The organism is Pseudomaricurvus alkylphenolicus, assembly GCF_011683955.1.
Lineage (GTDB): Bacteria > Pseudomonadota > Gammaproteobacteria > Pseudomonadales > Cellvibrionaceae > Pseudomaricurvus > Pseudomaricurvus alkylphenolicus.
In genome coordinates this window covers 200,298-224,806 of sequence record NZ_JAAQPI010000013.1, presented here as the reverse complement: position 1 = coordinate 224,806, position 24,509 = coordinate 200,298, and the positions used below count along the sequence as shown (strand labels likewise).

The window sequence follows — 24,509 nt, the reverse complement described above, 5'->3', positions numbered from 1 at the left end:
AACAGGTGATTTGTACACGGCCGCCGCCAATTTAAACCTTCGGCGGATCGGTGGATTACGAAGCGCAAAGCGCTTCTAATCCACCCTACGTCGTGCGGTCGTTGCAGACATTATCGAACGCCCATGGTGCCCTGAACCAGGATTATGAACTTCCGGTTATGGCACTTTGCCGCCAAAGCCTGATCCCAAATATCCCGGAATTTTCCTGAAGATTCTGACTTGGTAAGGTTCAGTTAGTGAATTTCACTCTTCAGAGAAACATGGAAACCAGTCGCTCTATACCCAAAAAAGCACCGACGGTTCCAATGGTGTAGGCAGGAAAATAAAACAAACGATTTAATTGTATTGCGGATAGGTTTTTGGTGGTTAGGGATATCAACCAGATAACACTGATAAAGACAAGTTGCCCGAGTTCGATGCCGACGTTGAACAGCAACAGAGCCATTGGAATATCCGATTGAGGTAGCCCGATTTCCGCCAGGGCACCGGCAAACCCCAAACCGTGCAGCAGTCCGAAACCAAAGGCGATCACCCAGGGGTGGCGTGCGGTAAGGCTGGGTTTGCCTCGGCGGTTTTGAATGGCTTCGGCGGCCAGCAGTGCAATGGATAGTGCGATCAGTGTTTCGACCGGTGTGGCGGGGACTTTGACCAATCCGAGGGTGGCGAGTGCCAGGGTCAGGCTGTGGGCGAGGGTGAAGGCGGTGATGGTTTTCAGCAGTGTCCACATGCCGGTGACCAATAGCATCAGTGCTGCGACGAATAGCAGGTGGTCGTAGCCTTCAAGTATATGTTCGATCCCCAGGCTCAAGTAGGCCGCGGTTTGGAGGGAGGTGTTTTTATAGAGGCTTGTATAGGGGCGGTGTCTTTGGATGAGTTGTTGTTGAATGTTGCCGTCCAACCATTGGACTCGCAGCAGAACGTCGATCAGGCTTTGGTTGAGGCCGGTGATGTGGAGTTCTGCATTGCCTAAACCGGGCGCAGCGCAGCGCAGGGTGCCTCGTTGGACTTTGGCGTCGGCGGTGATTTCGGCGGGCGGTGTCCAGTGCAGTTGGCAGTGGGATGGAAATTCCGGGGTGATGTCGGCGACGGTGGTGGTTTGGGTGGGGCGTTTCCAGACCAGCTCGAAGGTTTGTTCGTTGCGTTGTTCTAAACCGAGGAAGGCAGGGCGAACTTCGTGGCCCCAGAGGCAGTTGCTGAGGAGCAGGCCGCAGATCAGTATTCCCTGGAGTGTGATGAGTCTGTTAAACCGGGTTTTCACGGGGTTACCTCGGCAAGTCGGTTGATCCGGTAGTGAGCCCGGAGTCGTTGGTAGGCTGCCCGATTGGCTTTTTCACGGCGTTGCTGTTGCCAGTGTTCCAGTACTTCTGGTTTGATTTCGGCGAAGTCGGGCAGGCGTTCAGGCTGTCGCTGTTCCAGTTTGATGAGGTGCCAGCCGTAGACGGATGCGATAGGGCCTTGCCATTGTGACAGCGGCAGGTTTGAGATTTGCGCGGCAAACCCCGAACCAAATTGGTTGGCGAGCTGAGCCCGGGTTTGTTCGGCAAAGTGTTGCCCCAGCATAAAAGGAGCACCCTGATGGGAGAGTGATGAGGCTTTGTTTTCCGGGGAGGAAAGGGCTTGTGCAGCGTTTTCCGCGGCCTGTGACTGGTCTTGAGGAAAGTACACATGGGAGAAGCTGAAGCGTTCGGGCTCCATAAATTGTGTCGGGTTTTTCCTATAGTGGGTTTTCAGAGCACTTGGGTCGGGTGAGTCTGAGAGGGCGACGTCTTCGATCAGAAAGCGCATCTTTTCGATCAGGCGGCGGCGCACGACTACGTCGTTCTGTTCCAGCCCCAATGCCAGGGCTTCACGAAACAGGACTTCTTCTTGCACGTAGTGGTCGACCAGTTGGTCTATAGATTCGGGGCCAGGTGTTTGGCCCCGTTCTTTTTCGCTGCTCTGTGTTAGCCACTGCAGTGTGTCGGCATCGATGTTGATGATATGCTCCGCTGTGGCTTGTTCCGGTTGGCTGTGAGGCAGCGCAAACAATGCGCCACCAAGCAGGAGAAAGTGGAGCAGGGGTTGCTGCAGGATTCGGCGCAGTGTTGGGTTCATGTCTTTCTCCTGCGGTGATGTTATGGGGTGTACCAGATAGGGGAGGACCAGGCTCTTTCCTGAATGGTGGCGGGAGGTCCGTCCAGAGGTGTTTTGCCCAGGCGCAGGGCGTCGTAGGTGCTCCAGCGACAGCTCGGATTTTCCAGTACGCGTACGTAGTAGAACGCGGATTGTTTGGGATCGAAGTCGGGGTCGCGCCAGTGGACTTTAAGTTCCGGGGTGCCTTTATCGCTGCTGACGCTGCAGTCGGTAAGATCGACCTTGGCGCCGTTGTCGGGGCAGCGGCCGGTAGTGGGATCGGGTTTGAGACCATCGGAGCAGGCGATGTCGAAGACCTGTTCGCGGCTTTTGCCGTTGTCCAGCCAGGCTTTAACCATTTGTATCCGCTGCAGGTTGGTTCCCTGGCTGTCTTTGACGGCCCAGACCAGGAATTCCGGCCTGTTATCGCCGTGCCTGCCGGGATTGAGGACGCTGCCCATGGGAACACCCAGTTGGTATGCCTTGGAAATCAAGTCGGGTTTGTTGAGCAGGTTGCGGGGATAGTCCCAGCCGGCGAAGAAGCGCAATTGGATTCGAGTACCGCTGGTGGCGTAGGTTTCGCGGTTTCTCATGGCGTCGAAGATGGCATCACGGGTGTTCTCGGGTGCCCACACGGCGGCAAGGCCCCCCGGGTTGCGCACCATGCCCTTGGGAGAACCTTTGTCAAAGGTTTTGTTGGCCGTGCTGAGGCCCAGGCGTTTGGTGGCGGGGGAGTCATGGTTGCCACCACCGCCGCGAAAGTCGTATTCCTCGGTATCGCCGGGATTACTGGAGTGGGTGTCGGTGCTGCCCACAAAGCCGGTCTGCAGGGGGTTGAATCCCAGCTTTTGGTTCAGCTCCAGGCCGATTTTCAGTCCTTCCCGGACGAAGGAGGTGCGCCCTGAGCAGCCGATGGTCTGCTCACCCTCGCAGATGGGAAGTACCAGTTCGAAGTTGCATTCTTCGTCGCTGGCTCCGACGCCATAGCCGCATTCGGAGTTGCCCTTGATCTGAAAGATTTCGGCCAATGGCTCGTTGCGCCCGCGCAGGGCCCAGTCTTCCGTGGTATAGGGGTCGCCGTCAATGGTGACGCCCGAATAGGCCAGCCCCCAGGTTTTGTTCAAATTGTGGGGAATGGTGAGGAAGTCACAGGCTCCGGTGCACTCCTGTTCCAGCGAGCGCCAGAGATCCAGCACCGTGGCCGCATCGAAGGCGCTGACGGCGCGATTCGGGGTGTCGCTGTTTCTAAAGATCACATTGCGGTGAATTTTACCTTTTTGGGGCAGTGGCGGTGAGTATTCATAGCCGGCAAAGGCGGTAAATTGCCCCGGTTTGTTGAATTCCTCGGCGGTGTCGACGACTTGCTGCCAGGTGGTGCGGGCGTCCTCAAGGCTGCGTTCGGGTCGATCCGCGTAAAGGGCTTGTGGCGGAATGGGGGGGCGCCGCTCCGCTTCGCCCCGAAGGCTGCGGTAGAGCTTGCGGTTGGGGCGATCAAAGCTGGCGCAGAAAGTTTTTTGTTCGTCGCTGAGGTCTTTTCGCGAGCAGGTCACAAACAGACCAAAGCCCTCGGCGTGGTCGGTCATGACGACAAAATCCAGGGGGCGAGATAATTGCATGACCTCTCCGGTGGGCAGGGTCAGGGGTTCGCCATTGGCAAAGCGGTAGGCGTCACGCAAGCCCAGGCGGTTTCCCGACAGATAGCTGTCGAAAGAGAGAGCGGTATGAACGTGAGTGTCGCCGAAGTAGAGGTTGCGGTTCGGGTTAAAGGTGGTGGTCTGACGTGGCTCAGGTTTGGGTCTGGAAAAGGCGTTCTCGTTCTGTCTGGTGGTCTCCTCGCGGGTGAGTTGCAAGCGTTGTTCGATGGTCAGTTTCTGGCCTTTTTGCTTGGCGTGTAGCTCAGCACTTTTGGTGTCGGCGTGGATTGGCAGGCATAGTGCCAGGCCAGTGACGATGGCGGTCAGCGGGTATTTCATAGTGTCACAGTCTCATTAAATTGCCCTGTTGTTGCCACTATAGGACAGGTGGCCGCGTTCATGCGTCTCTCCAAGTCGGATGTACGGAGGTCCCCGTATTCACTGGCCTGACGGAGTGTCCGGATACTCCGGCGGCGCCGATACAGACGGACGCAAGGCCAAAAAAACGCCTTTCAGGTACGAGACCATGGGGGCGGACGCATAGATGGTGGAAAGGGATTATCTTGATCCTGGGTGGTCAGATAAGACCATCGAAGAGGAGCAAGATTGAGAGCCTGAGCAGCAACGGGCCTACAATAACAGACAAGCATGTGGAGAAATCTATGAATCGACCCTTCGTCCGAAAAGCCATTGTAGTGGCGATCGCCGCCGGTGTTCAGGCCAGTGCGGCCATGGCCCAGAATGACGCAGGATTTGCCCTGGAAGAAATTGTGGTGACCGCTCAAAAACGGGAACAGTCGCTGCAGGATGTACCCTCTACGGTAAATGCCATTCAGGCCGACGCGTTAACTGATCTGAAGCTGTTCAATTTTTCCGATCTGGAGCAGGTCACACCGGGACTGGATATGCGTAACATTGACGGACGTGCCGGTTCCATTGCCCTGCGTGGAGTGGACTTTAATCCGAACACGGGAGCGGCGGCCGCCGTGGATGTCTACTGGAACGACGTCACCCTGGGCTCCAATGCCAGTGGTGGGGTGTTCCAGGAGATGTTTGATCTGGGGCGTGTGGAGGTGCTCCGGGGCCCCCAGGGAACGCTCCAGGGACGCACATCACCGGCAGGTGCGGTTGCCATCCATACCGCCCGGCCGGACATGGAAGAAATCGAAGGCTATGTACGCACCACCTTTACCAGCAATGATGGCAACAATACCCAGTTTGGCGCCAGCCTGCCGATCATCCCTGGCAGTCTTTCCCTGCGTGTTGCCGGGGTATACAACGATAGGGAGCTCAATGATGAGGAAAATGTGCTGGACGGCGACGTCTCGGATACTCACACCGACGCCGGACGCTTGACCCTGGTGTGGGAGCCCTCGGACGAGTTGAGCGCAGAGCTGGTCTATCAGTATGTTGAGAATGATCTGAGCAAATATGATGTGCTGGTTGGATCTTCCGCCCTGGGGCAAGATTTACCGAATCTGAGATCCAGTGATCTGATGGGCATTAACCCCCAGGCAGATACCTACCGTGGCCGATTTGAAAACACCTCCCTGAAATTTGAGTGGGAAGTGGCCGGGCACCAGCTGACCTTTGTCAGTGGTTACTCAGAGGTTGGTTCTCGTCGCAACTTCGACAATGCCTCCGGCAACAGCGAGACGGGTTTCACAGCCCTGCACCCCCTGTATCCACAGCTGGGGGTGAGCGGATCACAGCTTAATGATCCCCAGTCAATGCTGGATCAAAACTACGCCTCTTCACAGGAACTGCGTCTGGCGTCCATGGAGGGAGACACCTGGGACTATACCCTGGGCATCTACTACGGCAATGAATCCGGGTATTTCTACCGCCCTTTGATGCGCGAGCAACGCGTCGGGCAGGGCGCTTCACTGTTTTTCGATACGGAAGTACAAACTCCGTTTAATATGCAAAGCTATGGCGCTTTTGTCCATAACATTTTCTATCTGAGTGAACAGCTGACCACTCAGGTGGGTATTCGCTGGCAACGTCAGGAGCGTAATACCTATAGCGCGCTTTACCTGAGCGAAGACGTATTTGCACCTCCGGCACCTCCTGCACAGCCCGTTTTCCAGGCCGGCACTCAGTTGGCTGAACTGGTGGACGACAACCGTACCAACGAAAAGTGGACCGGTTCGGTCAGTGTGCAGTACGCCTTTGCTGACCTGGATATGACGGCTTATGCCACGGCGGCGAGCAGTTTCCGTCCCGGCGGTTCAACCATTGCATCAGCGGATCTCGGTGAATTCACTCACTATGAAGAAGAAGACAGCTGGTCCCTGGAGGCCGGAGTGAAGTCTTCCTGGCTGGATAATCGTCTGCGTCTGAATGGAGCGGTTTTCCATCAGGATTACAGCGACTATATCGGTCGTGCCTCTCGCATTCTGATCAGCAGTGGCGCCAATGCCGGCGGCATTACCACCAATGGTGACGCCTTGATTCAGGGTGTTGAACTGGACTTCGAATATCTGCTGAGCGCCGACTGGCGTCTGGCTGGTGGTGTCTCCTATGTTGAGGCGGAATATCAGGATGGTGCTGAAGTTCCTTGCAATGGAGTGCCTATTCCGCAGGGAGCGACTGCCGCCAGCTGTGACGTCGGCGGTTTGGAATTGGGGGTGCAGCCTCGGGTCTCCGCCAATATCAGTAGTGACTACGTGATTCCCATGGATAGCTTCGAAGCCTATGTGAAAGGCTTATACAAGTTTGTGGGTCGCCGCACTGACGTGGATGCCTCCTCCGGTGATCTGGGGGCTTACGCTACTTTGGACCTGCATCTGGGTCTACGTGAAGCTGGCGGGGTTTGGGATGTTTCCCTGTTTGCCCGCAACCTGTTTGATAAGTCGGCGATGGAAAACGTGCAACCCGAGTTCCGCACGCTCAGTCGCCAGGGTACGGGTTACCGTAAAGTGCAGGTACTCGAGCAGCGCACGATCGGGCTGTCTGCAACCTACAATTTCTAGGAGGTAATCATGTCGTCAACAGCTCGATCTTCTGTCGCTTCTCACCGTCACACCTGGTTGATGGTTGGTGTCGGATTAGGGCTGTTGGCGGCCCTATGCAGTGTATTGGTTCCCCGCCATATTGCAGATCCACAGCGTCAGATAGTTGCGACCGTCAACGGTACGCCGATTACCCGTGAGAAGTATCTCAACCATCTTCGGGCTTTGTCTGCGGATAAAAAAGACGCCATCACGTCGGACGATGCCAGCTATGTTCTCGAAAGAATCATTGAAGAGGAGTTACTGGTACAACGTGGACTTGAGGTCGGGCTGCTGGACAGTGACAAGCGTACGAGATCGGCCATGGTCAACGCAATGATCGGAATGACCACGGCCAGCGTCGAGGCCTCCCGGCCGCAAACAGCTGAGCTGGAGAAATTTCTGCAACAGCATAAGGACTTTTTTACTCCGACTTCCCGCCTGCGTGTCAGACAATTGGTCGTCGAAGGGGATCGTACCCGTGCTCAAAGTGCTTACCAACGTTTGCAGATGGGGGAGAGCTTCGCCGCAGTGAAACATGACTTTGGTAAAACAGTGGCGTTGTCATTGCCGGATACGCTGCTGCCGCCTGCCAAGGTCCGGGAGTACCTGGGTCCCAGCGCTGTGCAGATATTGCAGGCGGAAGGGGCGGGCTTTATCGCACCGCCGGAGCCTTTAGGCGGTGACTATCGCATTCTGGTATTGGTGGACAAGGAAATCGGGCAGGCGCAGGAATTGGCAGACATACGTTCGCAGGTGGAGGCCGAATTTGTTCGCCGTGCCGGCGACCGGAGCTTGAGGGAATATCTTCAGTGGTTGAAAGGACGCGCCGATATCGACTATCCGTCCAGTCTGCCACTCTAGGGGATTACGTTGATGTTGTCACTCAAGGTCAAATTGCTGCTGATACTGTTCCTGTTGGGACCGGTCTCTGTTGTTCAGGCACATAATCGCAGCGAGTCCTTTACGGACTGGAGTGTGCAGGGCAATCAGCTGAGCTTTAGTTTTAGTGTATTGCAACGGGAGGCGACGCGCATTCCCGCCGATACTGATGCTTATCAACAACTGGGTCCCTTGTTGGCCGAGTATCTGCAAGAACAGTTGCGCGTGCAGGTCAATGGCCGGTATTGCAAACCCTTACAGGTGCCCCAGGCGCTGCCATCGCGTGAGGGGTTTCTGCGGGTGGAAGGGAGTTTCAGCTGCCCGGATTCCTCCACGCCTGTACTCGAAATCAACAGTTTCTTTGACCTGATTGCCACGCATACTCACTATGCCCGCGTGCGCCAGGGCGGAGTAGTTACCGAGTGGCTGTTTACACAGAGTCAGCGTACTCACTCTCTGTCGGTTGAGACTGATGCACAGGAAGTTACTGACTGGCAAGCCTTTGGCCAATATCTGTGGATCGGTGGTGAACATATTCTCGGTGGTATCGATCACCTGGCGTTTGTATTGGCATTGATTCTTCTTGCCCACCATTGGAGGGCAATGGCCTGGTTGATCACCGGCTTTACTTTGGGCCACAGCCTCAGTCTGGCATTGGCCGTGTTGGGAATCGCCGAACCTAACAGTCTGATGGTTGAGGCGTTGATCGGTTTTACCATTGCCCTTGTGGTTATCGAAGCTTTGGGCGAACGCTCGGAGACGCTCTGGTCGCTGGCGACGTGGTTGCCGGCACTGTGCCTGATACTGGTGTTGCCTCTGTGGCTGGTATCACATCAATGGTTGCTTATGGTGGGCGTTGCGGGCGTGGGGCTGTTCGCACTGTGTTATTTGCGGATAGTGGCGGTGTCTTCCCGAGCCTCCGCGTGGCGATTATTAGTTACCACGGTTTTTGGGTTGATTCATGGTTTTGGTTTTGCCGGTGGCCTGTTGGAGACCGGTTTTCCACCGGGGCAACTGGCGTTTGTACTGATGGGATTCAATCTCGGGGTGGAGTTGGGGCAGTTGTTGGTGTTGGCGGCGATTCTGATTTTGATGGCACTTGGGCGGCGTTTTCTGGCCGAGCCGACGAGGCAGTTGGGATTCAATCTGACGGCGTCGATGTTGAGCGGACTGGGTACATTCTGGTTTGTCAGTCGATTGATGGCGTAAAAATGATTGCCGCTTTTTCCAGAGTCCGGCTAAACCGGTCGGGCGCGCGAATCGCAGCCTTGTCTTAAGCTGGGGCAACGACTTAGTGCTCCAACTTCTATCTACTTATCAATTTCCAAGGTGGTATTTGTGTCTGATTTTTTAACGAAACTGGCGGCAGTCCACAGAACAAGAGTTCTATGGATCTTCTCGCTCGTAATGGTTGGCTTGGCCAATATAAGCTCTGCTGAGGCTCAACGCCCCAACATCGTGATTATGCTGAGCGATAATCTTGGCTACGGCGATCTGGGCTCCTATGGTGGAGGCATCTTGAGAGGTGCACCGACGCCAAAACTCGATCAGCTCGCAGCGCAAGGACTGCGCTTGACCAATTTTAATGTGGAGGCGGAATGCACGCCGTCCCGCTCTGCGTTAATGACGGGACGCATGCCCATTCGTTCCGGAACAACACGCGCAGTACCTGTGCCGGGGTTGCCGGTGGGATTGGCCCCTTGGGAAGTCACCATTGCCGAAATGTTGTCGGAGCAGGGCTACGACACCGCCATGTTTGGTAAGTGGCACTTGGGTTATGTGGAAGATCGTCTGCCGATCAATCAGGGTTTTGACGAGTGGTGGGGTTTTCCATTCAGTACGGATGTTTCCTGGTTTCCGGATGCGGTGGGTTTTGATCCCAAGTTGTTTGAAACGCCGCGCTTGTATGAGGGCAAGAAGGGTGAAGGCGTACGTCAGTTGCAGCCTTATAATAAAGAGGTTCGCCCTTTTATCGATGAGATGATTGCGGACCGGTCTGTGAAATATATCCAGCGTCAGGCGCAGTCGGATAAACCGTTTTTTCTCTATATTCCCTGGTCACTGGTGCATCATCCTTCGATCGCGCACCCAGATTTTCAGGGTAAGTCAGGTGCTGGCAAGTTTGGCGATTCGATGATGGAGCATGATTATCGTGTCGGGCAGGTCTTGGAGGCCATTGAACAGGCGGGAATCGCTGACAATACACTGGTGATCTATGCCAGTGACAATGGACCCGATCGGGCTGAATATCCTTATATTGGCGATACAGGTCCTTACCGCGGATATTTGGGTACGGTGCACGAAGGTTCCATTCGAACGCCGATGATGGTTCGCTGGCCGGGTAGGGTGCCTGAGAAAAGGGTGAGCAATGAGATCGTCAGTATCAGTGATATTTTTCCCACTCTGGCCTCAATCGCCGGTGGTGAGGTGCCCGATGATCGCGAGATTGATGGGGTTGATCAGTCTGATTTCTTTTTGGGCAAACAGACTCATTCCAATCGTGAGAGTGTGTTGTTTTTTGCCGGGGAGCAGTTGACGGGTGTGAAGTGGCGTCAGTTTAAGATTTATATGCACGGGGAAAAGACCGGGTTGCACGAACGAGGCTATAACAAACTCTGGGCTCCTGAGGCTTATAATCTTGAGTTGGACCCCAAGGAGCAACACAATCTGGCGTTGCAGAATTTATGGTTACTGGCCGCGGCCCTTAAACCCGCTTTTGAGTATGTATACAGTGTGGAAAAGTATGGTTTGATTTTGCCCGGAGGGGATAAACCTGAGGTGTTTGAGGCGGAAATGCCGATGTACTCGCCCCAGGCTTTGGAGTTGGCGATGACTGCGATCAAGCGCGAGGCCATTAAGAAAATGGTGAAAGATAAGTTGACTGCATTGAAGAATAAGGTGGTGGGTGTGCAGGCCAGTCCGGATTCTTAGATATCATTGGAGGTTTGCTGGTTGCGGAGGATTGGATAGTCAGCTGAGTGCCATAACCGGAAGTTCATAATCCTGGTTCAGGGCACCATGGGCGTTCGATAATGTCCGCAACGGCCGCACGACGTAGGGTGGATTAGAAGCGCTTTGCGCTTCGTAATCCACCGATCCGCCGAAGGTTTAAATTGGCGGCGGCCGTGTACAAATCACCTGTTGCAGGCACATTCAAGGGTGTTAAAAACCGGGCCGCAGCCAACGAACATCTCCGGCAGAACCGGCGGATTACGGCGCAAGCGCCTAATCCGCCCTACGCATAAACAACGCCGTCAGAGTACCAATCCTGCGAATTTGTAAGACCGGTTATGGCACGGAAGAGACTTTGAAAACAAAACTCTGAGTCCAGCAATCGCACTCTTGCAGTAAGTACCGTTTCCTTGAGCTCAGGGTAGCTCGAAGCAATTGGCGTAGTAGGTAACGGCAGCGGGCCAATCGCTAAAGACACCACGAACACCGACGTCCTGAGCGAGTACATGCAGTAGTTCAAAGACACGACCATCGCTGTTAATGCCATTGAGATCCTGGTAGTACCAGCCACCGCCTCTATTGAGTGGACCGGAACGCTCCAACGTCCAACCGATCAGTTTCAAACCGGCCTTTTTCGCAGCGAGGGAATAGGCGGAAGGCGCCAGCTGATCGTCTTTGCTTTCAACCAGCATCCAAAGTGGAGGCGCCAGTATACTCACACCGGCAGCGTTGAGTTCCTCCATGGAGGGAGACCAACTGTTCGGATCTCGGTGGTCAAATCCCTCCCGCGCATAGCGTCCCTCCAGCATTACCGCTTGCTGTCCGAACTGCGGATGTTGGCGCAGCCAGTAGAGCACATCTTTATAATGAAATGACTGCGGCCAGACACGCTCAGGGTCGATACCGGCGTCTTCGTATTCCTGAATCAGTTTGCTGGCAAACGCGTGTTGATCGAATCCCTGAAACGGCATTTCGACCTGGGGGGATTTGAGTTCCGGCGTCATATTCACACCCAGTTGATCAAACAGCTCTATACTGTCGCGATGAGTCATTAGTGTGCCTTGAGTTGCGTACAAATCCGTACGCCATCGCGGAGTGCCCTTGAGGAATGCTTCGATACTGGTGGCGTTGGGATTGGCGCCATCCATTTTGCCTTTGAGCTGCCTGAACTCCTCCAGGGTGATGTCACTGGTGCAACATTTGGCGCTGGCTGCCTGAACCAGTTTTCCGTGCTTGTCAAAACGAGCGGGCTGAAATGGGATGCTGCACTTTTTCGCCAGCGGTGAGGCCAGGATATTGGTGGTGGTGTGCAAATCGCATTGGGAGTGGCGGCAGACCAGTTGTTTGTCGCGGGTAAAGGTAACGTCGCACTCCAGGGTGCCGGCCCCCATGCGAGCTGCTGCCAAATAGGATTCGCGGGTATGTTCCGGAAACTGCAGTGGCGCACCGCGGTGACCGATGGAAAAGCTGCGGCGGTGGAGGACATTTTTCTGACAGCTTTGCAAGGTCTCCTTTAGGTCGGAGGCTGTCATCTGGTCGATCAGGTAAAACGGGCGAGGCCCCAGAGAAATTGGTGAGAACTCTGTTTTAACGGTTAGGGGCTGGTTTGAACAAGCTGTTGTGATAAGGCCAAGAATTCCAATCAATATCCATTTTAAGCTCGTCCATTGGGTTTTCATCGCGCTGTCCTTGGAGGTTGATTCAGAGCACCAACCGGTGGCCTTTGTCTTTCAGCCACTGTCGAGCCGGTTTGTAGCCCGGGTAGAGTTGCCCCACCAGATCCCAAAATGCGCGGCTGTGGTTGTGGTGAATCAAATGGCAGCATTCGTGAACCACCAGATAGTTCACAACGGCTTCAGGCGCCTGCATGATCAGCCAGTTGTATTGGATTTCGCCCTTGGCGGTACAGTGGCCCCATTTGGTTTTGGTACGCCGAAGCTTTGGACCCTGATAGGGGCGTTTGAGCGCCCGGCAGACAAAATCCGTTTTTTCGGTGAGAACGATTTGAGCCTGTTGTTGATACCAGTTTTCCAGTGCCTGGCGAATCTGCGTTTCTGTGGGCTTGCGGCTGCGGTTGGAGAGCGTGACCCATAATCGGGAGCCTTCTCGCCGAATACCGGGTTTGCCGCCATAGACCAGCTTGAGTTCCAGCAGTTCCCCCAGGTAAGGCCAGCGTTCACCGTCGGCAAAGCTGGGCTGGGGAATTTCGTCTTCGCGCGCGGCCTGTTCGGTCAGTTTGGCACGGATCCAGTCGGCTTTGTCTTCAACCCAGTGCTTTAGCTCCCGCTGTGTGGCTCTATGGGGGGCGGCAACCACTACCTTGCCTGAGCGGATTTCGATGGCGGCGGTTTTGCGGCTGGACAGTCGGATGGTGTAGTCAAAGCCCAGGTGACCGGGGTCCTCCACCGGGATCAGGCGAGGGGGTTTGGATTTGCGCAGGCGGTAAGGCATGGCGGCATTATAACCGGCTGTCCCGATATTCCCAGTTAATTGATGTCAGGTGCTTGACCTTACCATGGGTGGAAGGTTTAAGGTTTGACTATAGATTGTCTGATGCATGGAGGGAATATGAACATCAGCCAGGCCGCCAAAGCCAGTGGATTGTCGCCCAAGACCATTCGCTACTATGAGCGAATTGAGCTCATCGGTGCCGCCAGCCGGGGTGATAATGGTTATCGGGATTATGACGAAGAGGATCTCGACATATTGCGCTTTGTTCAGCGGGCACGAGCCACGGGGTTTAGCGTGGAGGAGTGCCGCCAGTTGCTGTCCCTCTATCGCGATACCGAACGCCACAGTTCAGAAGTGAAGGTGTTGGTGCAGGAAAAACTGGAGCGGGTGGAAGCACAAATTCAGGAATTATTGCAAATGCGGGATACTCTCCAGGACCTGGTCGAACGTTGTCCGGGCGACGAACAGGCGCAGTGCGCGATTATCGACAAATTGGCCGAGCAGTCTTAGAAGGGGGGCGTATGTCGGATTGTTGTTCGGACAAGAAAGTGACATCGACGGCCGAGAGTTGTTGCTCTAAAAATGTTGTGAGTGAAGCCGTGGTGGATTCGTGCTGCGGCACTCAAGCAGCCCAGGCTGCACCGGTGAGTTCCTGTTGCGACACAGGGGCAGACGCAGGCAGGCGATTTGATTGGCTGCTTTGGGGCAGTGCCGTTCCCGTTGCTACGGGCTATGTGCTGCATGTCCTGGGTTGGTCTCATTCCTTGCCCGCTTGGGCACATACCATGAGCCACGGCGTGTTCGAGTTGATTAACACCATGTGGTGGGGGGTTGTGCTGGCCGCAATATTTGTGGGTATGTTGAGCCGCATACCACAGCAAATGATTACAGCGGTTTTGGGGCCAGGTGGAACCTTGCGGGGTGTCTGGCGGGCCACTCTGGCGGGAACGCTAATGGATCTTTGCAGTCATGGCATATTAATGGTGGGTATGCAGTTGTACCAGCGTGGCGCCAGCCTGGGGCAAGTTATGGCTTTTTTGATTGCAAGCCCCTGGAACTCACTGTCGTTGACCATCATTCTGGTGGCATTAATCGGTCTGCCCTGGACCTTGGCATTTATTCTTTTGTCGCTGGTGATCGCGGTGATCAGCGGCTGCATTTTCGAAGTTCTGGTCGGGCGTGGCACTTTGCCAGGCAACCCCAATACCAGTCAGTTGCCGGAGGATTACCATTTGTGGACAGAATTGAAGGTCTACTGGCGTGGTGTTGACTGGCGCCCCGGATTGGTTCGCGAGGTAATGTGGGACGGTTTCAAAGGGTCGCAGATGGTTCTGCGTTGGCTCCTGTTCGGCGTGCTGCTGGCGACCGCTCTGCGCAGTTTTGTGGCGCTGGAAGATTTTCAGGACTGGTTTGGCCCCACAGCACTGGGTCTGGTGGTGACCTTGATCGCTGCCACCATCATTGAAGTCTGTTCAGAAGGTTCCACGCCCATCGCCGCCGATTTGATGACCCGGGCGAAGGCGCCCGGTAACAGTTTCGCCTTTATGATGACGGGCGTATCCACCGACTACACCGAGGTGATGGTGCTCAAAGATACCACTCGCTCTTGGAAAATTGCCCTGTTCCTGCCTCTGGTTACTGTTCCTCAGGTGGTGATTATTGCCTGGATTTTGAACACCAGCTTTGCTGTCTGAGATCTCGAAGGTGTTTGTTAGATGATCAAATTGTTGATAAAAATCAACAACTTGGGCGTCTGGAGTACAGTGTTCGAAACCCTGGTCGGGAAGTGATCAATTCGCTGCAGGCGACGCGGCTTCGGGGTTTTGACCACTTTTCCGAAAGCTGTCCAACGACTTATCCACAGGATCTGTGGGTTTCTCTTACCGGCCTCCATGTTGATCCACAACGTCGTTAATCGACCGACAAGTGACGCTTTCAACACGCGAGTGGAAGCCTTAATTGTACTATGGTGTCTGCAGATTCTGATTTGATGCTTTATTCGACAAACCCAAAGGGGGAGGACGGGCGGATGACGCTGCGTTATGAAGGCAAGAAGGTACTGGTAACCTGCGTGGAACGTTATATGGGAAACGTTATCGCGGATGGATTTGAGCAGGAGGGGGCAGAGGTGGTTCGCGACAGTGATCTGTTGGTTAGCGAATCGGCACTGGAAGACTTGGCAGATCGTGCCAAAGACATTGATATTCTTGTTGCCAACTTTGCCGAAGATCCGATGCCCAATCGCGTTGACGATATTCTCGATGAAGAGCTGGATACACTTTTCCAGCATATGGTGTTCCCGTTGATTCGCACGGTGCGTCGATTTGTGCCCGCCATGAAGGCGAAGGGTAAAGGTAAAATAATCGCTATGACCAGTGCGTCGCCGCTTCGGGGGATACCAAAGTTCAGTGCCTATTGCTCCGCTCGGGGGGCACAAAATGCATTTGTGCGTGCAGCGGGACTTGAATTGGCGGCCGATAATATTCAGTTCAATGCGATTGCTCAGCATTACGTCAAAAATGAGCGTTACTTTCCCGATGAGTTGATCGAAAGTGAGCGCTTTAAGGCGCGTGTCTTACCACAAATTCCCACGGGCAAGATTGCAGAGGCGGAAGAGACCGCCGAGTTGGCGTTGTACCTGGCGTCGGATAAGTGTACCCATATGGTGGGGCAGGTCATTCCCTGGTCCGGTGGCTGGGCGACAACGACGGGTTGAGTGATGATCGATGACAAATTGATTACCGCTTGATGACAGACAAAAAACTGAGGCTTCAGCGATTAAGTCGACTGGATTAGAGGGTGCCTTCTTTTGGCTAATAAATGATCAATTTGCTGAAGGGTATAGACCCTGTGGCCTGAAGGGAATTTTCCGGCAACTGCTCACAAAGTTATCCACAGGTACTGTGGAATCTATGCTGCAGTTGCACACTAAAATTTAAGTCGGCCGGATTGAGTTGTTGGTGTTTCAGTTTGCATAGCCCCAGTATGTGAAACCGGCGACTTTGGGTGTTGAGGGAACATAGAGGGTCTCCATATCCCTGAGTTTGAACCCACCCTCGCGCAGGAACTTGGGGATGTCCCGGTTGAGGTGGCAGCCGCCTGCCATCTTCATCCATAGCGGATTGATGCGGTTTTGCCACTTGCGCACCGCTTCGTCGGGTGCGCGGCCATGCTCGCTGAACAGCAGCTTGCCGCCGGGCTTGAGTACCCGCCGCATCTGTTTGACCGCCGCTCGCCAGTCAGGAATGGTGCACAGGGTATAGGTCAGGACGATGGTGTCTGCGCTGTCGTCATCCAGGGGGATTTCCTCCCCCGGCAATCCCAGCCATTCCAGTTCAAAGGGGGCGGCAGCAACCCGCTCACGGGCCTTTTCCCGCATGCCATCGGAGGGCTCAAGCCCCCAGACTTTCTCCACCTTTTCGGGGTTGTAGTAAGGGATGTTGATGCCTGAACCCATACCGATTTCCAGTATTCGGCCCTCGGCCTGTGGCACAACTTTTTGGCGTTGTTTGAGGATGGGTTTGGTGCCGCAAGCGAGGTTAATCATGTGCGGCAAGATCTTGTCGTCATAGAAACTCATGGCAATTCCCTTTTTTCTCAGCAATTTAAATGCTAACCACGCCAACTAGTGGTTGCGTCAATACAATGGTTTTGGCAGTCTTGGCCGCGACTTGCCGGCAAGCGAGCCAACCTTTGCAACCTTCAGCGCTAAAGTTTGTCGAAAGCGCCGTGGAGGTTTGCCTCATGGGCGCTGCCACTGCCGAAAGACCGTTGTTAGACCTGACAGAGATGTTAATAAACAGAGACTTTAGCAAAGAGATGACCATTATGAAAAAGATCTTCCTGCCGATGATTGTTTTGGGGAGCCTGGCAGCCACCGCCGGGGTTCAGGCAGCAGACAGCAAGGCCTTGATTAAGCACCGCCAGGGGGTGATGAACGCGATTTCCGGCCACCTGACATCTATTTTTTCAACCTTGCGTGGTCCAGAGAGCTTTGCCCCCAACCGTCAGTTCCACGCCGACAGCATTGCTCATCTGTCGAAGATAGCTGTGCATACCTTCCCTGAGGGCACTGACAGTGGCAAGACCAGCGCCAGCTCAGACATCTGGAGCAAACCGGAAGCCTTTAAAGAGGCAATGGATAAGTTTGTGAATAAAGCCGATGCTCTGGCAGCTACCGCGGGTAATGGCGATGTGAAGGCCCTGGCGTCAGCCGCCAAGGCTTTGGGTGGCACCTGCAAGGGTTGCCATGATGATTTTAAAGAAGATTGATGGCGCGTTTGCGATCAATCAGGGCAGTGTAACGGCTGCCCAGGTCAAACCGGCGGCACTGCCCAGAAGCAGTGCCAGCCTTAACACTGATAGCGGCACTACAGCTTCCAGGTCGGTGAGCAAATCCCGATGCAACCATTTTCTGCCGGTGACCATCGGTGTGATCAAGTCCTGACGTTTGCCAAAACGATACACCAGCACGGCGATTATGTGACAGGCCACCAGGGCCAGCAGCAGTATCCAGTTGTTGTGGTGGACTTTTCCAGCCAGGCTGATCCAGAATTCGTCCGCGTTATAGACCCAGGGTCCCTCAAACATAAAGTCGTCGGTGGTCAGCAGGCCACTGAGGGCCTGGGCGGCGAGCGCCATCAGCATGATGATGACCATCCATGAGCCCATGGGGTTGTGCCCGGCGTATTGCTTTTCCCCCCTTGCATAGGCTTTTACATGGCGCGGATGTATGGGAAAGCGGGAGAAGTGCCCGTAATCGCGCGCCAGTATGCCGGTAAGCAGCCGGAAGGTGATCAACCCCAGCATGCCGTAACCGCAGTACAGGTGCCACTCCATCCAGTCCATCTCGCCGGACAGCCCGGTGATCATGGAGGCGCTAAAGGTCAGCACCAGGGCCCAGTGAAACAGGCGGGTGTGTCGGTCCCAGATGAGGTGTGGAGTGGTTTGCATAGAACGCTCTTTAGTGTTTGGCGGCGTAGGATTCTACGGCTTCCATGACCCGCAGTACATTGCCGCCGAGGATTTTGGCGATGTCTTTTTCGCGATATCCGCGATCCAGCAGTGCTTCGATCAGTGCCGGGTAGGTGGAGACGTCCTTTAGGCCCTCTGGCAGAGAGTCGCCGACGCCGTCGTAGTCGGAACCCAGACCGATGTGATCGATGCCCACGAGTTTGCGGGCGCGGTCGATGTGGTCGACGACGTCACTGATGCTGGCGAAGGGGTAGGGGAAGCGTTCGCGGTAGCTTTTGGCAAAGGCCAGACTGGCTTCCGGGGTGAGTTTGTCTCCCTGGAGTTTTTCGAAGGCAGTTCTGGCGGCGTTGAATTCGTTGCCCCAGCGCATGGCGGTTTCAGTCACAAAGAAGCTGCCGAAGTTGATCATGATGACCCCGTCGTTTTTGGCCAGGGCTTTAAGCATTTTGTCGCCGACATTACGCTCCAGACCCGGGGTAAAGTGTCGCAGGGAGGAGTGGGAGGCGATCACGGGTGCTTCGGTGAGTTCCAGGACTTCGTAGAAGGCGGAATCCGAGACGTGGGAGATGTCGATCATGATGCCGAGGCGGTTCATTTCTCTGACCATGTCCGCTCCAAAGGGGCTCAGGCCTTTCCAGATTTTGGCTTTGTCGTAGGAGGAGTCTGAGATGTGGTTGGATTTGGAGTGGGCGAGGGTGATGTAGCGGATGCCGCGGTCGTAGAAGTGTTTGAGGTTTTTGAGGTCACCTTCGATGGCGGCGCCGTTTTCCATGCCCAGGGGCAGCGCGATTTTACCGGCTTTGAAGCTGTCGCGTATGTCGGCGGCGGTGCGGGCGATGGTGAATTTGTCGGGGGCGCGGTAGACGATGGCTTCGACTTGGTCGATGAGGACGTCAGCCAGTTCTTTGGCGCCGTCAGCTTCTTTTACCGCTGGAATATAGATGGACATAAAGGGGGCGTCGAGGCCGCCCTGTTTGGCTCTCGGGTAGTCGAAGTCGCCTCTTTCGGTGGCCTGGGTGACGTCTTCCCAGTGGCGTTGCATACGGTAGGGAACGTCAATATGGCCGTCGACGATCGGGTATTTGTGGGCGATGTCGATGGCTTTTTGGCTGGGGGCTGCTTGTGCCGGCAAGGTGGCGCAAGTGGCAAGGGTGGTGGCCAGCAGGCTGTTGCGCAGGTTTTTGATCAGGTGTGAGGTTGGCTTCACGGGCGCTCCTTGTGGTTGTTATGGATTTCCGGCGGATTTATTGAATCATGCTGTGGGGCCGGATGCCAGATGTGTTGGTGGGTTCTGGGGTAGGACGTTTGGGGGTGGGTTGTCCTCAGTTTGTTGGTGATATTTGGCCGGGGTGAGGTGTTTTTGTTGCGCTGCAGCAGGGGGGGGGTGCTGGGTTGGGTGCCACTACAGGCGGCTGGGGTCTTGTTTTCAGAGCTGTCGGGCGCCCCTCCGGGGTACCTTCAGTTGCCCAAGAGCCCAACACAAAACGTTGGTCTCTTGGGCGCCTTCAGCGCTCCTCTTTTACGCTCTGAAAACAAGACCCCAGCCACCTTTGACTCTGAAGAGCTCAATGTTGGGTGCCTCATTAATATGGGGCATTTGTAATTTGGAATAAGAAAGTTGATTTTTATGCTTAAATAATATTGGGTTTTGCTGCACTGCAACAAAAATGTCGTTGACCGGTGTTTGTTCAGCTGGGTATTATTTGCTCGCACTTTGCTGCTATGCAGCATAAACAAATTTCAGGAGACATTAGCCATGTTTGATCAGATCACCGAGCAGTTCCAGCGTACCCTTAAGCCTGTTAGCGACCTGGCTACTATCAATGCCCAGGTTACCGAGCAGTTGCTGCAGCAGCAGACCAACCTGTTCACCGGCATGATGAATGACGGCGTTAACTTCGCCAAGAATGTCAGCGAGCAGAAGGATATGGGCGCCATTCTGGAGGCTCAGAAGTCTTACGCCGAGGGTGTTCAGGAGAAGTTGGTTGCGACTACCAAGGATGCTTACGCTGTTATGACTCAGGCTCAGGAGAAAGTGGGTGAAGTTTTGAAGACTGCTTTCGCTGAAGCCAAGGAAAACGCTGCTGAAGTTACCGCCAAGGCGACTAAGGCTGCTACCAAGGCTGCTGCTGCCAAGTAATAGGCATCGCCTTTGGTCTAAAGGCCATTCCCCGGGTCGGCATGTTGTAGCGCCGGCCTGCCCGGCGCAGCTCCCGCTCTCGCGGATTGAGCTGCGTTGTGGTACCTGTCCCGCGCAAATTTTTCTGACCAACCAGTAGGGTGATTCGATGCGTTACCAAGCCTACGACTATACCGTTAAAACCGCGAATGCGTTTCATGGCTTTTATAGCCTGGCGCACGAGATGACCAGCCATCCGTTTAATCCGTTCAGTCATACCTGGATGGGGCGGGCGACCAACGCGATGTTGGAGTCGGCCATGCGTGCCACTAAAACCTACGATAAGTTGGGTTTTGAGATCCGTTCTACCACGATTGATGGTCAGACGGTGATGGTTCGCGAGCAGATCGAGCATTCGAAGCCGTTTTGTGATCTGATTCATTTCAAGCGCCAGGGGCGCAAGCATAAGAATAAGGTGTTGTTGGTGGCGCCTTTGTCCGGTCATCATGCGACCTTGCTGAAGGGCACGGTGGAGGGGTTGTTGCCTCGCCATGAGGTGTATGTCACGGATTGGCTGGACGCCCGTGAAGTCCCGGCTGAAGAGGGTCCATTTACGTTCGATTGTTACGTCTCCTATTTGATCGAGTTTATGGAGCTTCTGGGAGAGGATGTACACGTCATTGCTATTTGTCAGCCGACGGTACAGGCGTTGATCGCGACGGCGGTAATGGCGGAGCAGAATAGTGTTTCTACGCCCAAATCGCTGACGTTGATGGCCGGGCCGCTGAATACGGACAGAAATCCGACTCGGGTGAATGAATATGCCCGTGAGCACAGTGTGGATTGGTTCAAGGGGTTTGCGATTATGACGGTGCCCAACGGCTATCCGGGTGCGGGTCGCAAGGTGTATCCGGGATTTTTGCAGTTGGGCGGTTTTTTGAGTATGAATCTGGATACTCATCTGAAGAAGTCGCTGATGTTTATGCGCAATATTGTTTCCGGGGATCAGGAGGATAGTGATCGTTACCGCGCGTTTTACGATGAGTATCTGGCGGTGTTGGATATTCCGGCGGAGTTTTATCTGGAGACGATTGAGCGGGTGTTTAAGGACAATGCGCTGGCTAATGGCACTATGACGTATCAGGGTAAGCCGGTGGATTTGACGGCGATCAAGAATACGGCGCTGTTGACGGTGGAAGGCGCGGACGACGATATTTGCGGTATTGGTCAGACAGAGGCAGCACAGGATATGTGCAGCAATATTCCCAAGTCGATGCGTAAACATCACTTGCAGGAGGGGGCGGGCCACTATGGGATTTTCAGTGGTTCAAAGTTCCGCAAGCAGGTACGACCGTTGGTGACGGAGTTTATTCGCAAGTACAGTTGAGTTGTTGCCATTCACCGATAAAAAAACCGCCATCCGGCGGTTTTTTTGTGTCCGTTTATCAGTCTTTGTCTTTTTTGTTGCCCGGGGTGAAAGACTGCCAGGCGTCCATGTTTTGTTGCATCATTTTATTGAAGGTGGTCATGGGATTGGCGTCGATGAGGTTTTTGAGCATGCCTTGCATGGTGTCTTGTTGTTGCAGGAATTTGGCGAGACTCATTTCCAGGTATTGGCGCACGAAGACTTGCATGTCGCCACCATAGAAGCGGATGAGCTGTTTGAGCAAGACGTCGGTGAGGATGGATTGCTCGTCGCTGGTTTCCTGTTCAGTGATGATTTGCAGGAGGATGCTTTTGGTGAGGTCATCGCCGCTTTTGGAGTCGACAACTTCGAAATCCTGGTGGTCGATGATCAGTTTTTTAATGTAGTCGAGGTTGACGTACTGGCTCTGGGAGGTGTCGTAGAGGCGGCGATTGGGGTATTTCTTGATGGTGATCAACGTCGGTCTCGCTATCGGGTAACTGGCAGTCGTTCAGTATAAGCGTTGGCGGGGCGAAGTGCACGGGTTGGGGCTAAGGCTTGGATGACTCGCTACCTCTGGGTAGTTGGATTTGTAGGGTGGGTTAGCGAAGCCTAACCCACCAATGAGTTTTGCACGTGCTAGATATTGACTTTCACGTAGCTGCCCGGTGCAGCTTCCAGCGCCGGATACTCCTTGCTGGTCCCCACTTCTCTGGCTTTCACTGCCTTGCCGGACTGCGGCTGCAACCACTGTACCCAGTCGTTCCACCAGGAGCCGGAGACTTTCTCGGAGCTGTCCAGCCATTGTTCGGGTTTTTCCGGCAAGGGTTGTCCTTCGCTGTCGGCGGCAGGTACCCGGTGGGGGTATTTGCCGGGGTCAGCGGGGTTGATGATGCCGGCGATGTGGCCCGAGGAGGCGAGGATAAAACGGGTCGGGCCGGACAGCAGTTGAGCACTGCGGTAGGCGCTTTCCCAGAGTACGATGTGGTCGGCTTCTGAGGCGACGACGTAGGTGGGTACGCTGGGGGCGCTCAGGTCGATGGGTACGCCGTTGAGGCTGATGCCACCGGGTTGTTTGATGCGGTTTTCGAGGTAGGCGTTGCGCAGGTAGAAGTTGTAGGCGGCAGCCGGGATGTTGGTGGCGTCGCCGTTCCAGAACAGCATGTCGAGTGCCGCCGGGCGTTTGCCTTTTAGGTAGTTGTCGACGAAGTAGGACCAGAACAGGCTGTTTTCCCGCAGCATGTTGAAGCCAAGGCCGATTTTGCGGCCGTCGAGTACGCCTTTGAGTTCGGTTTCCTGGCGCAAGAGTTCGACCATTTCTTCAGAGACAAAATTGCCGATCTCGCCCGGCTCGGAGAAGTCGAGCATGGTGGCGAAGAAGGTGAGGCTGTTGAGACGGTCGTCACCAATGGCTTTCAGGTAGGCGGCGGTGCAGGCGAGCAGGGTGCCGCCTACGCAGTAGCCGGCGACGTTGATTTTCTTGCGGCCGGTGATGCTTTCGATAGCGTCCAGTGCGGCCACCGGGCCTTCGAGCATGTAGTCGTCCAGGCGTTTGTGGGAGAGTTCACGGGTGGGGTTGACCCAGGAAATCATGAATACGGTGTGGCCTTGTTCCACCAGCCAGCGGACCATGGATTTGCGGGCTCCAAGGTCCATGATGTAGTACTTGTTGATAAAGGGCGGGATGATCAGCAGCGGTGCTTCCTGCACTTTGTCGGTGGTGGGGGTGTACTGGATGAGCTGCATCAGATCGGTCTGGGCGACAACCTGCCCGGGGGTGTTGGCCAGGTCTTTACCCAGTACGAAGGCGTCTTCGGGGGTCTGGGTGATTTTGAAACTGTCCATGGGGCTTTTTTGCAGATCGTGCAGGTAGTTTTCAAATCCTTGCATCAGGCTCTGGCCCTGGCTTTCCTGAATTTTGCGGTGGACTTCAGGGTTCGTCAGTGGCGTGTTGGTGGGCGACATGGAGCTGATAAACTGGCGCGTAAAGAATTTGGCTTGGTCGCGGGTTTTCTCGTCTTCAAAGTGGATACTGTCGACGGTTTCTTCCAGCAAGCGTGCATTGAGCAGGTAGGATTGTTTGAGGTAGCTGAAGACGGGGTCATTCTTCCAGGCACGGTCTTTAAAGCGCTTGTCGCTGCGGTCGTTTTCAACCACGTTTTCCGGCTCGCTTTGCTCTAGCATGGCGCGGGTGGTTTTCTGCCAAAGTTGCAATTGTTGCTGCATCAGGTTGAGTTGGCCCTGAAGCAGTTTTTCTGTATCGATTTGGCTGCCGCTATTGAACAGTTGCGCCATTTTGTCGGGGTTGAACATTGGATTGGCGGTCTGGCAGGTTTTGAGCATGTCGCTGAACAGTTTGCCGGCAGTCTGCAGGTAGTCTTGCTGATGTTGGTCTAATCCCACGTAAATATCTCCTGGTACTGAGTACCTTTTAAGATTCAATAATGTGCACGAAGTTGATGAGTCGCGCCGATCTAGTGCGTCGGCTTAGTCGTTTTCCCGTCTTGATGCGGGTTTTTCTTTTGTTCAGAAAAATCGATGGGTTTACTGGTTTTTGCCCGCAGCCAAGAGTGCGTTGTCAATGTCAAGGTGGTGGCCTGATCTGACTTGGGTTTGCTTTCGCTGGCGAGAGAGGGTGTACGGATGTGGCTGGCCGGTGAGTTGATGGTTGCATCTTTGCTCATTTCGCTGAATCCCTTTCGCCTGATATCGCGTCGCGTCTTTGTCGATTCTGAATGGCAGAGGCCATATTTAGGTGCGATATAAGTACGCGTAAAGTATTTCGTTAATGTTACAAAAGCAAGAGAAATGCCAAGAGTTTTTCTTCATTTTGATGTAAATCACGGGAACAATTTTCGGAATAAAAATGGAGGTTGTGTCGATCGCCTGATTTGATTTTCAGTCTGTAAATTAAGACGTTTTTCCCAAGGGGTTGCGCATCATAAGAGTGCGCCAGGATTTCATTATGGTGCGCGGTTTAATTGGAA

General features: G+C 54.5%; 21 protein-coding genes. 10 read left to right on the top strand and 11 right to left on the bottom strand.

Annotated features, from left to right (window positions below):
- Positions 1-250 precede the first annotated feature (250 nt).
- From HBA55_RS38085 to HBA55_RS27425, 3 genes are read right to left on the bottom strand one after another with little or no spacing between them, the layout of a single operon-like run.
- The gene (locus tag HBA55_RS38085) at positions 251-1,258 is read right to left on the bottom strand and encodes a HupE/UreJ family protein (RefSeq protein WP_166998069.1); all 1,008 of its coding nucleotides are present in this window, start codon (positions 1,256-1,258) and stop codon (positions 251-253) included.
- Positions 1,255-2,094, bottom strand: coding sequence for a peptidyl-prolyl cis-trans isomerase (locus tag HBA55_RS27430; RefSeq protein ID WP_166998067.1), 840 nt, complete (start codon positions 2,092-2,094; stop codon positions 1,255-1,257). The genes HBA55_RS38085 and HBA55_RS27430 overlap by 4 nt, the downstream gene beginning before the upstream one ends.
- 20 nt (positions 2,095-2,114) lie before the next feature.
- On the bottom strand, positions 2,115-4,085 hold the full coding sequence (locus HBA55_RS27425; protein ID WP_166998065.1) for a DUF3604 domain-containing protein: 1,971 nt from the start codon (positions 4,083-4,085) through the stop codon (positions 2,115-2,117).
- A gap of 323 nt (positions 4,086-4,408) precedes the next feature.
- On the opposite strand from HBA55_RS27425, the gene HBA55_RS27420 reads away from it, so the two are divergent.
- From HBA55_RS27420 to HBA55_RS27405, 4 genes are all read left to right on the top strand, one after another.
- Complete coding sequence (locus HBA55_RS27420) at positions 4,409-6,721, top strand: TonB-dependent receptor (protein WP_166998063.1); 2,313 nt, start codon at positions 4,409-4,411, stop codon at positions 6,719-6,721.
- A 9-nt stretch (positions 6,722-6,730) separates the two neighbouring features.
- Positions 6,731-7,603 carry a peptidylprolyl isomerase gene (locus HBA55_RS27415; RefSeq protein WP_166998061.1) on the top strand — a complete coding sequence of 291 codons (873 nt, stop codon included), beginning with the start codon at positions 6,731-6,733 and terminating at the stop codon, positions 7,601-7,603.
- Positions 7,604-7,615: 12 nt separating this feature from the next.
- Positions 7,616-8,830: a HupE/UreJ family protein gene (locus HBA55_RS27410; protein WP_166998059.1), complete on the top strand. Its 1,215-nt coding sequence runs from the start codon at positions 7,616-7,618 to the stop codon at positions 8,828-8,830.
- Positions 8,831-8,959: 129 nt separating this feature from the next.
- Entirely contained in the window at positions 8,960-10,552 is a 1,593-nt protein-coding gene (locus HBA55_RS27405; protein WP_166998058.1) for a sulfatase-like hydrolase/transferase, read from the top strand.
- Positions 10,553-10,989: 437 nt separating this feature from the next.
- Here the strand turns inward: HBA55_RS27405 and HBA55_RS27400 are convergent, their stop codons facing one another.
- Both HBA55_RS27400 and HBA55_RS27395 read right to left on the bottom strand, forming a co-directional pair.
- The gene (locus HBA55_RS27400) at positions 10,990-12,105 is read right to left on the bottom strand and encodes a glycerophosphodiester phosphodiesterase family protein (protein ID WP_240946315.1); all 1,116 of its coding nucleotides are present in this window, start codon (positions 12,103-12,105) and stop codon (positions 10,990-10,992) included.
- Positions 12,106-12,274: 169 nt separating this feature from the next.
- Positions 12,275-13,024, bottom strand: coding sequence for a M48 family metallopeptidase (locus tag HBA55_RS27395; RefSeq protein ID WP_166998054.1), 750 nt, complete (start codon positions 13,022-13,024; stop codon positions 12,275-12,277).
- Positions 13,025-13,141: 117 nt separating this feature from the next.
- Between HBA55_RS27395 and cueR the strand changes: the two genes are divergently transcribed.
- From cueR to HBA55_RS27380, 3 genes are all read left to right on the top strand, one after another.
- On the top strand, positions 13,142-13,534 hold the full coding sequence (cueR, locus tag HBA55_RS27390) for a Cu(I)-responsive transcriptional regulator (RefSeq protein WP_166998052.1): 393 nt from the start codon (positions 13,142-13,144) through the stop codon (positions 13,532-13,534).
- An 11-nt stretch (positions 13,535-13,545) separates the two neighbouring features.
- Positions 13,546-14,718, top strand: coding sequence for a permease (locus HBA55_RS27385; protein ID WP_166998050.1), 1,173 nt, complete (start codon positions 13,546-13,548; stop codon positions 14,716-14,718).
- 335 nt (positions 14,719-15,053) lie between these two features.
- On the top strand, positions 15,054-15,740 hold the full coding sequence (locus HBA55_RS27380) for an SDR family oxidoreductase (RefSeq protein ID WP_166998048.1): 687 nt from the start codon (positions 15,054-15,056) through the stop codon (positions 15,738-15,740).
- Positions 15,741-15,989: 249 nt separating this feature from the next.
- Here HBA55_RS27380 and HBA55_RS27375 read toward each other — a convergent pair whose 3' ends face one another.
- Positions 15,990-16,604: a class I SAM-dependent methyltransferase gene (locus HBA55_RS27375; RefSeq protein WP_166998046.1), complete on the bottom strand. Its 615-nt coding sequence runs from the start codon at positions 16,602-16,604 to the stop codon at positions 15,990-15,992.
- A gap of 248 nt (positions 16,605-16,852) precedes the next feature.
- Here HBA55_RS27375 and HBA55_RS27370 point away from each other — a divergent pair, with 248 nt between their 5' ends.
- On the top strand, positions 16,853-17,296 hold the full coding sequence (locus tag HBA55_RS27370) for a c-type cytochrome (RefSeq protein ID WP_166998043.1): 444 nt from the start codon (positions 16,853-16,855) through the stop codon (positions 17,294-17,296).
- A gap of 18 nt (positions 17,297-17,314) precedes the next feature.
- On the opposite strand, the gene HBA55_RS27365 is transcribed toward HBA55_RS27370, so the two are convergent.
- Complete coding sequence (locus tag HBA55_RS27365; protein ID WP_166998042.1) at positions 17,315-17,977, bottom strand: cytochrome b/b6 domain-containing protein; 663 nt, start codon at positions 17,975-17,977, stop codon at positions 17,315-17,317.
- Between the two features lie 10 nt (positions 17,978-17,987).
- The gene (locus tag HBA55_RS27360) at positions 17,988-19,205 is read right to left on the bottom strand and encodes a dipeptidase (RefSeq protein ID WP_338109470.1); all 1,218 of its coding nucleotides are present in this window, start codon (positions 19,203-19,205) and stop codon (positions 17,988-17,990) included.
- A gap of 549 nt (positions 19,206-19,754) precedes the next feature.
- Between HBA55_RS27360 and HBA55_RS27355 the strand changes: the two genes are divergently transcribed.
- Both HBA55_RS27355 and HBA55_RS27350 read left to right on the top strand, forming a co-directional pair.
- Positions 19,755-20,138 carry a phasin family protein gene (locus tag HBA55_RS27355; protein ID WP_166998040.1) on the top strand — a complete coding sequence of 128 codons (384 nt, stop codon included), beginning with the start codon at positions 19,755-19,757 and terminating at the stop codon, positions 20,136-20,138.
- Positions 20,139-20,286: 148 nt separating this feature from the next.
- Complete coding sequence (locus HBA55_RS27350; protein ID WP_166998038.1) at positions 20,287-21,504, top strand: polyhydroxyalkanoate depolymerase; 1,218 nt, start codon at positions 20,287-20,289, stop codon at positions 21,502-21,504.
- Positions 21,505-21,562: 58 nt separating this feature from the next.
- Here HBA55_RS27350 and phaR read toward each other — a convergent pair whose 3' ends face one another.
- The 3 genes from phaR to HBA55_RS27335 all read right to left on the bottom strand — a co-directional run bounded on the left by phaR (position 21,563) and on the right by HBA55_RS27335 (position 24,206).
- Positions 21,563-22,000, bottom strand: coding sequence for a polyhydroxyalkanoate synthesis repressor PhaR (phaR, locus tag HBA55_RS27345; RefSeq protein WP_166998036.1), 438 nt, complete (start codon positions 21,998-22,000; stop codon positions 21,563-21,565).
- A 161-nt stretch (positions 22,001-22,161) separates the two neighbouring features.
- Complete coding sequence (locus tag HBA55_RS27340; RefSeq protein ID WP_166998033.1) at positions 22,162-23,925, bottom strand: class I poly(R)-hydroxyalkanoic acid synthase; 1,764 nt, start codon at positions 23,923-23,925, stop codon at positions 22,162-22,164.
- A gap of 71 nt (positions 23,926-23,996) precedes the next feature.
- Positions 23,997-24,206: a hypothetical protein gene (locus HBA55_RS27335; protein WP_166998031.1), complete on the bottom strand. Its 210-nt coding sequence runs from the start codon at positions 24,204-24,206 to the stop codon at positions 23,997-23,999.
- Positions 24,207-24,509: the final 303 nt, after the last annotated feature.